Origin of the sequence: Aquabacterium sp. OR-4 (assembly GCF_025290835.2) — a bacterium.
In the GTDB taxonomy this organism is placed as follows: Bacteria; Pseudomonadota; Gammaproteobacteria; order Burkholderiales; family Burkholderiaceae_C; genus Pseudaquabacterium.
Map to the genome: position 1 here is coordinate 1,494,683 of NZ_JAOCQD020000001.1, position 13,990 is coordinate 1,508,672.

At 72.4% G+C, this 13,990-nt stretch carries 11 protein-coding genes; 9 read left to right on the forward strand and 2 right to left on the reverse strand.

Annotated elements, in window-relative coordinates; genetic code table 11:
* The first annotated feature begins 9 nt into the window (after positions 1–9).
* The 4 genes from N4G63_RS06365 to N4G63_RS06380 all read left to right on the forward strand — a co-directional run bounded on the left by N4G63_RS06365 (position 10) and on the right by N4G63_RS06380 (position 5,730).
* On the forward strand, positions 10–3,201 hold the full coding sequence (locus N4G63_RS06365; RefSeq protein WP_260785551.1) for an efflux RND transporter permease subunit: 3,192 nt from the start codon (positions 10–12) through the stop codon (positions 3,199–3,201).
* Positions 3,202–3,254: 53 nt separating this feature from the next.
* Positions 3,255–3,908 carry a protein-L-isoaspartate O-methyltransferase family protein gene (locus N4G63_RS06370; protein WP_260785550.1) on the forward strand — a complete coding sequence of 218 codons (654 nt, stop codon included), beginning with the start codon at positions 3,255–3,257 and terminating at the stop codon, positions 3,906–3,908.
* A gap of 66 nt (positions 3,909–3,974) precedes the next feature.
* Complete coding sequence (locus tag N4G63_RS06375; protein WP_260785549.1) at positions 3,975–4,334, forward strand: rhodanese-like domain-containing protein; 360 nt, start codon at positions 3,975–3,977, stop codon at positions 4,332–4,334.
* Positions 4,335–4,374: 40 nt separating this feature from the next.
* A complete protein-coding gene (locus N4G63_RS06380; protein WP_314599479.1) occupies positions 4,375–5,730 on the forward strand; it encodes a TolC family outer membrane protein in 1,356 nt (451 codons plus the stop codon).
* Here the strand turns inward: N4G63_RS06380 and N4G63_RS06385 are convergent.
* Complete coding sequence (locus N4G63_RS06385) at positions 5,685–7,016, reverse strand: 3-deoxy-D-manno-octulosonic acid transferase (RefSeq protein WP_260785547.1); 1,332 nt, start codon at positions 7,014–7,016, stop codon at positions 5,685–5,687. The genes N4G63_RS06380 and N4G63_RS06385 overlap by 46 nt on opposite strands.
* 38 nt (positions 7,017–7,054) lie before the next feature.
* A complete protein-coding gene (locus tag N4G63_RS06390; protein WP_260785546.1) occupies positions 7,055–8,458 on the reverse strand; it encodes a phosphomannomutase/phosphoglucomutase in 1,404 nt (467 codons plus the stop codon).
* A gap of 200 nt (positions 8,459–8,658) precedes the next feature.
* Between N4G63_RS06390 and N4G63_RS06395 the strand changes: the two genes are divergently transcribed.
* From N4G63_RS06395 to N4G63_RS06415, 5 genes are all read left to right on the forward strand, one after another.
* Positions 8,659–9,891 carry a sensor histidine kinase gene (locus N4G63_RS06395; RefSeq protein ID WP_260785545.1) on the forward strand — a complete coding sequence of 411 codons (1,233 nt, stop codon included), beginning with the start codon at positions 8,659–8,661 and terminating at the stop codon, positions 9,889–9,891.
* 100 nt (positions 9,892–9,991) lie between these two features.
* Positions 9,992–10,831, forward strand: coding sequence for a LytR/AlgR family response regulator transcription factor (locus tag N4G63_RS06400; RefSeq protein WP_260785544.1), 840 nt, complete (start codon positions 9,992–9,994; stop codon positions 10,829–10,831).
* Positions 10,832–10,912: 81 nt separating this feature from the next.
* On the forward strand, positions 10,913–12,562 hold the full coding sequence (locus N4G63_RS06405; RefSeq protein ID WP_260785543.1) for a DNA-3-methyladenine glycosylase 2 family protein: 1,650 nt from the start codon (positions 10,913–10,915) through the stop codon (positions 12,560–12,562).
* Positions 12,559–13,068, forward strand: coding sequence for a methylated-DNA--[protein]-cysteine S-methyltransferase (locus N4G63_RS06410; RefSeq protein WP_260785542.1), 510 nt, complete (start codon positions 12,559–12,561; stop codon positions 13,066–13,068). The genes N4G63_RS06405 and N4G63_RS06410 overlap by 4 nt, the downstream gene beginning before the upstream one ends.
* Positions 13,065–13,973, forward strand: coding sequence for a DMT family transporter (locus N4G63_RS06415; RefSeq protein WP_260785541.1), 909 nt, complete (start codon positions 13,065–13,067; stop codon positions 13,971–13,973). Before N4G63_RS06410 ends, N4G63_RS06415 begins: the two co-directional genes overlap by 4 nt.
* Positions 13,974–13,990 lie beyond the last annotated feature (17 nt).

The following is a 13,990-nucleotide window of genomic DNA, read 5'->3' on the forward strand; positions in this document are numbered from 1 at the left end:
CCCGCCGCCATGTGGTTCACCCGTGTTTCGATCGCCAATCCGGTGATGGCCGTGATGGTCATGCTGGCCTTCGTGGTGCTGGGCCTGGTGGGCTACCAGCGCCTGAAGGTCGACCAGTTTCCCGACATCGACTTTCCCACCGTGGTGGTGCAGGTCGACTACCCCGGCGCCTCGCCCGAGGTGGTGGAGCAGGAGGTCACCAAGAAGGTCGAGGAGTCGATCAACACCATCGCCGGCATCAGCCAGCTGTTCTCGCGCAGCTACGAGGGCACCTCGGTGGTGATCGTGCAGTTCAACCTCGACGTCGAGGGCCGCCGCGCCGCCGACGACGTGCGCGAGAAGCTGGCCATCGTCAAGGCCGGCTTTCGCGACGAGGTGAAAGAGCCGCGCGTCTCGCGTTTCGACCCCGCCTCGCGGCCGATCTTCTCGCTGGCCATCACCTCGCCCGACGGCAGCCGCAGCGTGCAGGAGCTGACCACGCACGCCGACCAGGTGATCCGCAAGCGCATCGAGAACGTGCGCGGCGTGGGCGCGGTCACCCTGGTGGGCGGCGTCAGGCGCGAGGTCAACGTCTACCTGCGGCCGCAGGCCATGGAAGGTTTCGGCGTGGGCATCGACGCCCTGACCAACGCGCTGCGCACCGAGAACCAGACCCTGCCGGCCGGCAGCCTGCGCTCGGCCGAGTCGGAGCGCATCGTGCAGATCGAGGGCCGCGTGGGCCGGCCCGAAGACCTGGCCAAGATCGTCGTCGCGCGGCGCAACGGCCAGCCGGTGCGCCTGGGCCAGGTGGCCGATGTGCAGGACGGCCCCGAAGAGATCGAGACCCTGGCGCTCTACAACGGCCAGCGCACCATCGGCCTGGAGGTGCAGAAGAGCCAGGGCGAGAACACCATCCAGGTCGTCGACGGCCTGCTGCAGGCCGTGGCCGCGCTGACGCCGCAGCTGCCCAGGGGCATGGCCGTGGAGGTGGTGCGCGACGGCTCGCGGCCGATCCGCCTGTCGGTGGCCAATGTGCAGCGCACGCTGATCGAGGGCGCGCTGCTCACCATCGGCATCGTGTTCCTGTTTCTCAACAGCTGGCGCTCCACGGTCATCACCGGCCTGACGCTGCCGATCGCGCTGATCGGCACCTTCCTGGTCATGCACATCGCCGGCTTCTCGATCAACATGCTCACGCTGATGGCCATGAGCCTGTGCGTGGGCCTGCTGATCGACGATGCCATCGTGGTGCGCGAGAACATCGTGCGCCATGTGCAGATGGGCAAGAGCGCGCACCAGGCGGCGCTGGACGGCACGCAGGAGATCGGCCTGGCGGTGCTGGCCACCACGCTGTCGATCGTGGCGGTGTTCCTGCCCATCGGCTTCATGGGCGGCATCATCGGCAAGTTCTTCCACGAGTTCGGCGTCACCATCGTGGCCGCGGTGCTGATCTCGATGTTCGTGAGCTTCACGCTCGACCCGATGATGAGCAGCGTGTGGCACGACCCGGCCATCGACCGCGAAGGCCAGCCCTTCGTGCCGCGCAACCTGTACGACCACACGCTGGGCCGCCTGACCCACTGGGTGGATCGCGGCTCGCACCGCCTGGGCAACGGCTATGTGCGTGCGCTGGCCTGGTCGCTGGCCCATCCGCTGATCACCGTGGCCATTGCGCTGGGCACCCTGGTGCTGGCGCTGGCCCTGGTCAAGCGCGTGGGCACCGAGTTCGTGCCCAAGGCCGACTTCAGCGAAAGCACGGTCACCTTCTACACCCCGGTGGGCACGCCGCTGGCGCTGACCGAGGCGCGCGTACGCCAGGTCGACGCCATCCTGCGCGCCATGCCCGAGGTGCAGAGCACGCTGGCCACGGTGAACACCGGCCAGGCCCAGGGCCGCAACTACGCCAGCGTGTTCGTGCGCCTGGTCGACCGCAAGCAGCGCACGCGCTCGGTCGACCAGCTGTCGGTGCCGCTGCGCGAGCAGCTGGCGCGGGTGCCGGGCATCACCGTCACGCATGTCGGCCTGCTCGATGCCGTGGGCGGCGCCAAGCCGATCTCGCTGTCGCTGCAGGGCCCCGATCTGGCCACGCTGCAGCGCCTGACCGACAGCCTGATGCCGCGCCTGGCCACCATTGCCGGCATCGCCGATCTCGACACCAGCATGAAGCCGCCCAAGCCCACCGTGGCGGTGGAGGTCAAGCGCGACGTGGCTTCCGACCTGGGCCTGTCGGTGGGCAGCATCACCAGCACGCTGCGAGCCCTGGTGGCCGGCCAGACGCTGGGCGACTGGCGCGCCGCCGACGATCAAAGCTACGAGGTCAAGCTGCGCCTGGCGCCCGACAGCCGCGCCAACCTGGCCGACCTGGCGCGCGTGCCGCTGCTCACCGGCAGCAACGCCGATGGCTCGGCGCGCAGCGTGCGGCTGGCCCAGGTGGTTGATCTGCGCCCCGGCACCGGCCCCAACCAGATCAACCGGCGCGACCAGAACCGTGAGTCGGAGATCACCGCCAACACCAGCGGCCGCGCGCTGGGCGAGGTGTCGGCCGATGTGCGCGCCATGCTCGACGCCACGCCGCTGCCACCGGGCTACAGCTACCGCTTCGGCGGCAGCACCAAGGACATGCAGGAGTCCTTCGTCTACGCCGTGCAGGCCCTGCTGCTGGGCGTGGTGTTCATCTACATGATCCTGGCCAGCCAGTTCCGCAGCGTGCTGCAGCCGATCGCGCTGATGAGCTCGCTGCCGCTCACGCTGATCGGCGTGGTCGGCGCGCTGCTGATCTGGAAGAGCACGCTGAACATGTTCTCGATCATCGGCGTGGTGATGCTGATGGGCCTGGTGACCAAGAACGCCATCCTGCTGGTCGACTTTGCCAACCGCGCCCGCGCCGACGGCATGGCCCGCGCCGATGCGCTGCTGCATGCCGCCCGGGTGCGCCTGCGGCCGATCCTGATGACCACGCTGGCCATGATCTTCGGCATGCTGCCGCTGGCGCTGGCGCTCAGCGAAGGCTCGGAGCAGCGTGCGCCGATGGGCCAGGCGGTGATCGGCGGCGTCATCACCTCCAGCGTGCTCACCCTGGTGGTGGTGCCGGTGATCTACGGCTGGCTCGACGACCTCGGCGCCTGGCTGCGGCGGCGCTGGCAGCCGCGCCATGCCAGCCCCCCGGCTGACCAGGCTCAGCCGGCGGCGTCGGCGCAAGCTGGCGGTCAGAGCCCCCTCTAGAATTCGGGTTCTCCCGCCCCGCGATACCCCTCCACCGTATACCAGGACCCGCGATGAACGTCGAACAGGCCCGTTTCAACATGATCGAGCAGCAGATCCGTCCCTGGGACGTGCTCGACACCGCCGTGCTCTCGCTGCTGGCCATCGTGCGCCGCGAGGACTTCGTGCCCGCCGAGCACCGCGCGCTGGCCTTCAGCGACATCGAGATCCCGCTGCCCGAGGGCGAATGCATGCTGTGCCCGCGCGTCGAGGCCCGCCTGCTGCAGGACGCCCAGGTGCAGCGCCACGAGAAGGTGCTCGAGATCGGCGCCGGCTCGGGCTTCATGGCCGCGCTGCTGGCGCACCGCGCGCAGTCGGTGCTGTCGCTCGAGGACAAGCCCGCGCTGGCCAGGCTGGCGCGCCACAACCTGCAGCGCGCCGGCGTGGTGAACGCCAGCGTGCGCGAGATGGACGGCAGCGCCGGCCTGGCGGCCGAGGGGCCGTTCGATGTCATCGTGCTGTCGGGCTCGGTCACGCAGCAGCCCAAGGCACTGCTGCAGCAGCTCAAGCCGGGCGGCCGGCTGATCGCCGTGGTGGGCAACGAGCCGGTGATGCGCGCCGTGCGCATCACGCGCCTGTCGGACACCGCCTTCCAGACCCAGCCGCTGTTCGACACCGTGCAGCCGCGCCTGCGTGGCTTCGACGAACCGTCGCGCTTCAGCTTCTGAGCCGGCCGCACCCGCCCACTCAAGCCCGCGCCCGTCCCCCCTCCCCGTTCGATCACCGCCGCCGCCATGACCGCCCCCTTGCGCCAGATCCGCGTGCAGGATCTCGCCAGCTTCATCGCCCAGCACGCGGCCCAGCCCGGCAGCGCGCCGCCGCTGCTGCTGGACGTGCGCGAGGCCTGGGAGCTCGAGACCGCCCGGCTCGAGCTGCCCGGCACACGCCTGCTGCACCTGCCGATGGGCGAGCTGCCGCAGCGCCTGGACGAGCTCGACCCCGCGCAGACCATCCTCGCTTTGTGTCACCACGGCATGCGCAGCCTGCAATGCGTCGCATACCTGCAGCGCCAGGGCCATGCCCATGTGTACAACGTGCACGGCGGCATCGACGCCTGGTCCACGCAGGTGGATGCGTCGGTGCCGCGTTATTGACCCCGCCCCCATTCCAAACGCCCGTCAAAGGACTGTTTCCATGCCCCGCACGCCCCTGCGCCTGACCACCGCCGCGATCCGCTCCAGCCTGCTGGTCATGGGAGCCGGCCTGGCGGCGCTGCCGGGCCTGGCCCAGGCGCAGAGCCTGAAGACCCTGTACGAGGCCGCACGGGCCTATGACGCCACCTACCTGGCCGCCCGCGCGCTGGCCGACTCGGCGGTGCACAAGGCGGCGCAGGCCAATGCGCTGAAGCTGCCCAGCGCCCAGCTCACCGGCTCGGCCAGCCGCGCCGAATCCAACCTGCCCGGCGCCAACAACACCGCGCTGACCAACGCCACCCTCACCGCCGAAGGCAGCTACACGCTGTTCAACCGCGCCAACAACGCCACCTTCAATCAGGCCCAGCGCGCCCTCGAGCTGGCCCGCAGCGACCTCGACAGCGCCGAGCAGGACCTGATCGTGCGCGTGGCCCAGGCCTATTTCGACGTGCTGGCCGCGCAGGATGCGCTGTCGGCGCAGCAGGCGGCCAAGAAGGCCACCACCGAGCAGCTGGCCTCGGCCAAGCGCAACTTCGAGGTCGGCACCGCCACCATCACCGACACGCGTGAAGCCCAGGCCCGCTTCGACCTCGACCAGGCCCGCGAGCTGGTGGCCGAGAACGACCTGCAGACCAAGCGCGTGGCGCTCGACCAGCTGGTGGGCCGCGCCGGCGTGGTGCCGCGTGGCCCGGTGCTGCCGCTGGTGCTGCCGGCCGTGCTGCCGGCCAATGCCGACGAGTGGGTCAACCAGGCCGAAGACCGCCACCCCGGCATCCGCAAGGCGCGCCTGGGCATGGAGGTGGCGCGGCTCGAGACCGAGAAGGCCAAGGCCGGCCACCTGCCCACGGTCAACCTGATCGGCCGCCTGGCCGGCAGCGACAGCCGCGGCACCGCGGTGACCGACTCGTTCGGCCGGCCCGGCACCACCACCACCACCACGGTGGGCGTGCAGCTGGCCGTGCCGCTGTTCTCGGGCTATGCCATCCAGAACCGGGTGAAGGAAACCCTGGTGCTCGAAGACAAGGCCCGGCAAGACCTCGAGGCCGCCCGCCGCGCCGTGGCCCTGGGCACGCGCAGTGCGTTCCTGGGCGTGCAGTCGCTGCAGGGCCAGGTCAAGGCGCTGGAGGCGGCCGAGTCGTCCACCAAGCTGGCGCTGGACGCCACGCAGCTGGGCTACAAGGTGGGCGTGCGCGTCAACCTCGACGTGCTGAACGCGCAATCGCAGCTCTACAACACCCAGCGCGATCTGGCCAAGGCGCGCTACGACGCGCTGCTCACCAGCCTGAAGCTGCGCCAGGCCGCCGGCCTGCTTCAGCCGGGCGACGTGGACGCGCTGGAGGCCTTGCTGGCCAAGTAAGGCGGCCCGGCCAGGGCCAGCACCTCGCTGGCCATCTCGTCAGCGGCGCCGCGGTGGGCGGCGGCAAAGCCCAGTGCGCGGTCGACCCACTGGTTGCGGGCCATGTCCTGCACCGCCATCACCGCCACATCCACACCCTGCTGCAGGCTGGCCACGCGGCGCGCGGCGCCGCACTGCTCGGCATGCCAGGCGGCCTGGGCGAAGTTGAAGGTGTGCGGGCCCATCACCACCGGGCAGCCGCAGGCGGCGGCCTCGATCAGGTTCTGCCCGCCCAGCGGCTCGAAGCTGCCGCCCAGCAGGGCCACATCGGCGCAGGCGTAGTACAGCGGCATCTCGCCCACCGTGTCGCCCAGCCACACGTCGACGCCGTAGGCGTCGTCGGGCGGCGTGTTCACCCAGCGGCTGCGGCGCGCCAGCGTCAGGCCGGCGCTGAACACCAGGCTGGCCACCATGTCAAAACGCTGCGGGTGCCGCGGCACCAGCAGCAGCAGCGGCCGCGGCCTGGGCAGCGCGGCCCAGTCGTCGAGCAGCGGCTCTTCCTCGCCCTCGCGGCTGGAGGCCATCATCACCACCGGCCGGTTGAGCGCGCGGCGCCATTGCAGGCCGCGCGCCAGCAGCATGGGCGGCGGCGTCATGTCGAACTTGAGGTTGCCGACCACCTTCACCGTCAGCGCCCCGGCCGCGCGCAGGCGCTCGGCGTCGTCGGGTGTCTGCGCCAGCACGCTGGCCAGGCGCGCGGCCGCCGGGTGCAGCAGCGCGCCCAGGCGCGCGCCCTTGGCGGCGCTGCGCTCCGACAGGCGGGCATTGGCCAGCACCATGGGCACGCCGGCGCGCTGGGCCTCGTGCAGCAGCACCGGCCAGATCTCGGTTTCCATCAGCACGCCCACGCTGGGGCGGAAGTGGCGCACAAAGCGCTGCACCGCACCCGGCGTGTCATAGGGCAGCCAGGCCTGCAGGTCGCCCGGCTGCATCAGGCGCTGGCCGGCGCTGCGGCCGGTGGCCGTGCCGTGGGTGAACAGCATGCGCAAGCCGGGCCGGTGGCGGCGCAAGGCCTCCACCAGCGGCAGCGCGGCGCGCGCCTCGCCCAGCGAGACGGCGTGCAGCCACAGCGCGCCCGGCGCCGGCGCCGGTTCGGCATAACGCCCCAGGCGCTCGGCCAGGTGCTCGCGGTAGCCCGGCTCGCTGCGGCCGCGCCGCCACAGGCGCAGCAGGTACAGCGGCGTGGCCAGCCACAGCAGCGCGCCGTAGACGGCGCGCACCACAGCCTGCCAGCCGGTGCGCAACATCAGCGCAGCTCGCGTGGCGGGTGACAGGCGCCCTGCGCTCAGTGCGCGGCCTGCTGGATGTGCGCGTCGGGCTTGACCTCGCGCAGCGCGGCCATGAACTGCTTCTCGATGCGCGCCAGCGCCTCGGCGCTGTGGCCTTCAAAGCGCAGCACCAGCACCGGCGTGGTGTTGCTGCCGCGAATCAGGCCGAAGCCGTCGGCGAAGTCGACGCGCAGGCCGTCGATGGTGCCAACCTCGCCGCCCGGGAAGGCCAGGCGGCCATCGGCCACGCGAGCCAGCAGATCGGCCACCACCTGGTGGTGCTCGCCCTCGGCGCAGGGCACGTTGAGCTCGGGGGTGGAGAAGCTGGTGGGCAGCGCGTCAAGCACGGCGCTGGGGTTCTTCTCGCGGCTCAGGATCTCGAGCAGGCGGGCGGCCGTGTACATGGCATCGTCGAAGCCGTACCAGCGCTCGCCGAAGAACAGGTGGCCGCTCATCTCGCCGGCAAAGGGCGCGCCAATTTCCTTGAGCTTGGCCTTGACCAGCGAGTGGCCGGTCTTCCACAGCAGCGGCTTGCCGCCGGCGGCCTTGATGACCTCGGGCACGCGCTGCGAGCACTTCACGTCGAAAATGATGTGCGCGCGCTTGTTGCGCTTGAGGATGTCGCGCGCGAACAGCATGATCTGCCGGTCGGGATAAATGATGTTGCCGCCGGCGGTGACCACGCCCAGGCGGTCGCCGTCGCCGTCGAAGGCCAGGCCCAGCTCGGCACCGGTGGCGCGCACCACGGTCTTGAGCACTTCCAGGTTCTCGGGCTTGCTGGGATCGGGGTGGTGGTTGGGGAAGTCGCCGTCCACCTGCGAGTACAGGTCGACCACCTCGCAGCCCATCGCACGCAGGATGCCGGGCGCGCTGGCGCCCGGAATGCCGTTGCCCGAATCGACCACGATCTTCATCGGCCGCTTGAGCTGGCAATCACCCAGGATGCGCTGGGTGTACTCGGCCAGGATGTCCATCTTGCCGACGCGGCCGCGTTTGGCGGTGTAGGTCTCGGACTCCATGCGCTGGCGCAGCTTCTGGATGTCGTCGCCATAGATGGCGCGGCCGGCCAGCACCATCTTGAAGCCGTTGTAGTCCTTGGGGTTGTGGCTGCCGGTGACCTGGATGCCCGAGCTGCAGCCCTGCGCGCTGCGCGTGGCGGCCACGTAATACAGCATCGGCGTGGTCACGGCGCCGAGGTCCACCACGTCGAGACCGGTGCTCTTGAGGCCGCGGATCAGCGCTGCCGCCAGGCCGGGGCCCGAGACACGGCCATCGCGGCCCACCGCCACGGCCTTCTCGCCAGCGGCAACGGCCTCGCTGCCGAAGGCGCGGCCCAGGTGCTCGGCAAAGGTCTCGTCGATCGTCTTGCCGACGACGCCGCGGATATCGTAGGCCTTGAAGACACTGGCGTGGACTTGCATGGGATGGGTGTGTACTGTGAAAGGAAGACCGGGCGGCATTGTAGGCAGCCCCCATGACGCCGCTGACGCGGCCCCGGGGCAGACGCGGCGCCCGGGCCCGGGCCGCCCGTTTGCCGCCCCTGCCGTTGATTGGCGCCAGCGGCTGGCCGGCTGTCGCAAGCCCCGTGCCCGCCAGGGCGGTCTGCCTACACTGCGCCGGCATGAACACCCCCGCTGCCGCTGCCGCTGCCGCCACCGCCACCGCCACCGCCACCGCTGCTCCGGCCGGGCCCGCCCCGGCCGCCCGCCCGAACCTGTGGCAGCAGGCCTGGCGCAACTGGCACGACTGGCGCCACCGCCCGGCCCTGCTCAGCCGCGACTGGTGCCTGGCCTGGCTGTGCACGCTGGCCTTCTGCATGGCCATCGCGCTGATCTTCACGGTGATCGGCTACCTGGTGCACTGCCGCAACGGCTGCCGCGTCAGCCCGGCCGGCTGGGCGCTCTGGTACGGGCGCAACCTGATCGTCAGCCTGAGCATCGGCGCCCTGATCCACCTGATGCACGAAGTGCTCGGCCGAACCTGGCTCACGGTGGCGCGCCTGCGCCGCTGGCCGATGTGGCGGCGCAGCCTGGTGTTCACGCTGGTGACGCTGGTAGGCATGGCCATCGGCTGGCCGCTGGGCATGCAGCTGGCGGGCTTCGACCTCGGCCCGGTGCGCCACTACCTGGGCGGGCAGGCCCGCATCGATGTCACCGGCTCGCTGCTGCTGTCGCTGCTGATCGGCCTGGGCTTTCACCTGTGGTTCAGCGCCAAGGCGCGCCAGCTCGAGGCCGAGCGCCGCGCCACCGAGGCCCAGCTCAAGCTGATGCAGGGCCAGATCGAACCGCACTTCCTGTTCAACACCCTGGCCGGCGTGGTGGCCACGATCGAGGCCGACCCGCCGCGCGCGCGGCAGATGCTGCAGGCCTTCACCGACCACCTGCGCCACGCGCTGGGCGCGCTGCGCCGCGACGACGGCCCGCTGGCCGACGAGCTGGCGCTGGCCGGCACCTACCTGCAGCTGATGCAGCTGCGCATGGAAGACCGGCTGCAGGTGTGCATCGAGGCCGAGCCGGCCGCCGCCGCCGCCGTGGTGCCGCCGCTGCTGCTGCAGCCGCTGATCGAGAACGCCATCCACCACGGGCTGGAGCCGGCCATCGACGGCGGCACCGTCACCGTGCAGGCGCGGGTGCTGGATGGCCGGCTGGTGCTGAGCGTGCACGACAACGGCCGCGGCCTCGATGCCCCGCCCCGCCCCGGCCACCCTGGCCACCGCGGCAACGGCGTGGCCCTGCACAACCTGCGCGAGCGCCTGGCCTCGCGCTACGGCACGGCGGCCACGCTGAGCGTGGTGGCGGCCCACCCCGGCACGCGGGCCACGCTGGTGCTGCCGCTGCAGGCCCCGCCCACCTGAAGCCATGCCGCCACGCTGCCACGCTGCCACGCTGCCACGCTGCCACGCTGCCACGCTGCCACGCTGCCACGCTGCCATCCCCCGGGCACACGATGACGCCATGACAGACCGCCTGCCGGAACACCCCGCCCGCCTGCCCCACGGCCGCCCCGCGCCCACGGCCCTGGTGGCCGATGACGAACCCGCGCTGGCCCGCGCCCTGGTGGCCCAGCTGGCCACGGCCTGGCCGGCACTGCGCATCGTGGCCGTGGCGCGCCACGGCGACGAGGCCGCCGAGCGCATTGCCGCGCTGCAGCCCGACCTGGCCTTTCTGGACATCCAGATGCCCGGCCAGAGCGGGCTGGACGTGGCCGAGGGCATCGAAGGCCCGACCCGGGTGGTCTTTGTCACCGCCTACGACCAGCATGCGGTGCAGGCCTTCGACCAGCAGGCACTCGACTACCTGCTCAAGCCAGTCAGCCACGAGCGCCTGGCGCGCACCGTGGCCCGGCTGCAGCAGCACCTGGCAGCCGACCACGCGGCCGCCACGGGCCAGGCCCCCGCGCCGGCCGCCGATGCCCGGCTGCTGGCCGCCCTGCGCCAGCTGGCCCAGGCCCCGGCCCCGCCGGCCAGCCCGCCGCTGCGCTGGATACGTGCCAGCGCCGGCGACCTGACCCACCAGCTGGCGGTGGAGCAGGTGCTGTTCTTTCGCGCCGACGACAAGTACACCTGCGTGCAGACGGCCGGCGCCGAGCACCTGATCCGCACGCCCATCGTCGAGCTGGCGGCGCAGCTCGATGCGCAGCAGTTCGTGCAGGTGCACCGCTCGACCCTGGTCAACCTGGCGCACCTGGCCGGCACCCGGCGCGACGAGGCCAGCCGCCTGTGGCTGCGCCTGCACGGCTGGCCGCACGAGCTGCCGGTGAGCCGGGCCTACGTGCACCTGTTCAAGCCGATGTAGCGCGCTGCGGGCCGGCGGGGCGCGCCATGCACAGGCCCGAAAACGGCCAGCCGCGGCTCAGGGCCTGCCTATCATCGCGCCATGCCCCGCCCCACCCACACCCCCCTCACCACCCACGGCGACGGCAGCGAGGGTGCGCTGCAGGGCGATGCCGCCTACCAGGTGCTGCGCAGCCGCGATGCGCGCTTTGACGGCCGGCTGTTCGTCGGCGTCACCTCCACCGGCATCTACTGCCGGCCGGTGTGCCGGGTGCGCCAGCCGCGGCGCGAGAACTGCCGCTTCTTCGGCCAGGCGGCGCTGGCCGAGGCGGCGGGCTTTCGCCCCTGCCTGCGCTGCCGGCCCGAGCTGGCGCCCGGCCTGTCGCTGACCGACTCGTCCGATGTGCTGGCCGCCCAGGCCGCGCGCCTGCTGGCCCAGGCGGTGCACGAGGGCGTGGATGACGCGCTGCCGGCCATCCTGCCCGGCGTGGCGGCCCGCCTGGGCATCACCGACCGGCACCTGCGCCGCATCTTCCAGCGCGCCCATGGCGTCACGCCGATGGCCTGGCTCACCACCCAGCGCCTGCTGCTGGCCAAGCAGCTGCTCACCGACACCTCGCTGCCGGTCACCCAGGTGGCCCTGGCCAGCGGCTTTGCCAGCGTGCGCCGCTTCAACGCCGCCTTTGCCCAGCGCTACCGGCTGCAGCCCGGCGCGCTGCGCAAGCAGTCGGCCGATGGCACGGCGGCCGCGGCAGCACCGCGCAGCGCCGCCCATGCGGGCCTGGCAAGGCACGCGGCCCATGCCGCCGGCGACGAGCTGCGCCTGGCCTGGCGGCCACCTTACGACCTGGCCGGCGTGCTGAGCTTTCTGGGCGCGCGTGCGCTGCCCGGCATCGAGCAGGTCGACGGCCTCGCGCTGCGGCGCACGCTGGCGCTCAGGCACCAGGGGCAGGTGCTGGCCGGCTGGGTGCAGGCGCGTTTTGATGCCGATCGGCACGAGCTGCGCCTGGCGCTGGCGCCCAGCCTGATGCCGGCAGTGGCCGCGGTGCGCGAGCGCGCCCGCCAGGCGCTCGATCTGGATGCCGACCCGGCGCGCATCGATGCGCAGATGGCCGGCCTGCCCGGCCCGGCGCGCCCTGGCGTGCGCGTGCCGGGTGGCTGGTGCGGCTTTGAATCGGCGATGCGGGTGATCCTCGGCCAGCAGGTCACGGTGGCCGCGGCGCGCACCCTCACCCGGCGCCTGGTCGAGCGTTTCGGCACGCCGCTCGACACCCCCTTTGCCGGGCTCGACCGGCTGTTTCCCAGCGCCGCCACGCTGGCCGCCGCGGCACCCGAGGACATCGGCACGCTGGGCATCGTGCGCCAGCGCGTGCGTGCGCTGCAGGCGCTGGCCCAGGCGGTGGCCGACGGCCAGCTGCAGTTGCACCGCGCTGCCCCGCTGCAGCCCACGCTCGATGCGCTGACCGCCCTGCCCGGCATCGGCGACTGGAGCGCGCAGCTGATCGCGATGCGCGCGCTGGCCTGGCCCGACGCCTGGCCGGCCAGCGACATCGGCATCCTCAACGCGCTGGGCACCCGCGACGTGAAGGCCGCCAGCGCCCAGGCCGAGGCCTGGCGGCCCTGGCGCGCCTATGCCGTGATGAACCTGTGGCTGAGCCTGGAGCTCAGTCCGCCCCTGCGCACGGACGAAGCCCCGGCCAAGCGCCCCGGCCTGCCCGCCGGGCCGTGCAAGCACCTGGAGACCACCCCATGACCCCGCACCCCAAGATCGAGGCGCAGACGCGCATCGCCAGCCCGCTGGGCCTGCTGCTGGCCACCGCCACCGCGCACGGCCTGGCCGGCCTGTGGTTCGATGCCCAGCAGCACCACCCCGGCACGCTGAACGTGCCCGACACGCCGCACCACCCGCATCTGCAGGCCGCCGCGCAGGCGCTGGCGCTGTACTTCGACGGCCAGCCGCCGCCGGCCGTGGCGCTGGATCTGCACGGCACGCCCTTCCAGTGCGCCGTGTGGCAGGCGCTGCTGGCCATCGGCCACGGCCGCACCAGCACCTACGCCGAGGTGGCCGCCAGCGTGGGTCGGCCGGCGGCGGTGCGCGCCGCCGGCGCCGCCATCGGCCGCAACCCGGTCGGCATCCTGGTGCCCTGCCACCGGGTGCTGGGCCGCGACGGCAGCCTCACCGGCTATGCCGGCGGCCTGCAGCGCAAGCAGGCGCTGCTGCAGCTGGAAGGCGCGCAGCGCTCGATCCTCGCCGCATGAAAAGCCGCGACCTGATCGACCTGCTGCTGCTGGCCGCCATCTGGGGCAGCTCGTTCCTGTTCATGCGCCTGGCGGCGCCGGCCTTCGGGCCGGTGGCCCTGGCCTTTGTGCGGGTGGCCGGCGCGGCGCTGATGCTGCTGCCGCTGCTGGTGTGGCGCGGCGAGTGGCCGGCGCTGCGCGCGCACTGGCGCCTGATGCTGGTGCTGGGCCTCACCAATTCGGGCCTGCCCTTCCTGTGCTTCGGCTACGCGGCACTCACGCTGCCGGCCGGCCTGGCCTCGATCTTCAATGCCGCCACACCCATGACCACGGCCCTGATCGCCTGGGCCTGGCTGGGTGACCCCTTGAGCCGGCCGCGCGCCCTCGGCCTGGCCATCGGCTTTGCCGGCGTGGCCGGGCTGGCGCTGCAGAAGTCGCTGGCCGGTGGCACGCTCGGCGGCTGGCAGCTCGACGGCGGCGCCGCGCTGGCCGTGGGCGCCTGCCTGCTGGGCACGCTGATGTACGGCCATGCCGGCAACTTCTCGCGCCGGCACCTGAGCGGCGTGCCGGCCATGGCCTTGGCCACCGGCACCCAGGCCGCTGCGGCGCTGGCGCTGGCCGTGCCGGCCGCCCTCACCTGGCCGGCCACGCCACCCTCGCCGGCGCACTGGGCCATGGCCGCGGCACTGGCGCTGCTGTGCTCGGCGCTGGCCTACATCCTGTACTTCCGGCTGATCGCCCGCGTGGGGCCCACGTCAGCCGCCACCGTCACTTTTCTGGTGCCGGTGTTCGCCAGCGCCTGGGGCGCGCTGGTGCTGGGCGAGGCCCTCACGCTGCCCATGTTGCTGGGCGGCCTGGTGATCCTGGCCGGCACGGCCCTGGTGCTGGGCCTGTGGCCCCGCCGGCGACCGGCCGCGGCAGCCTAAAATCGCGGGTTTTCCGT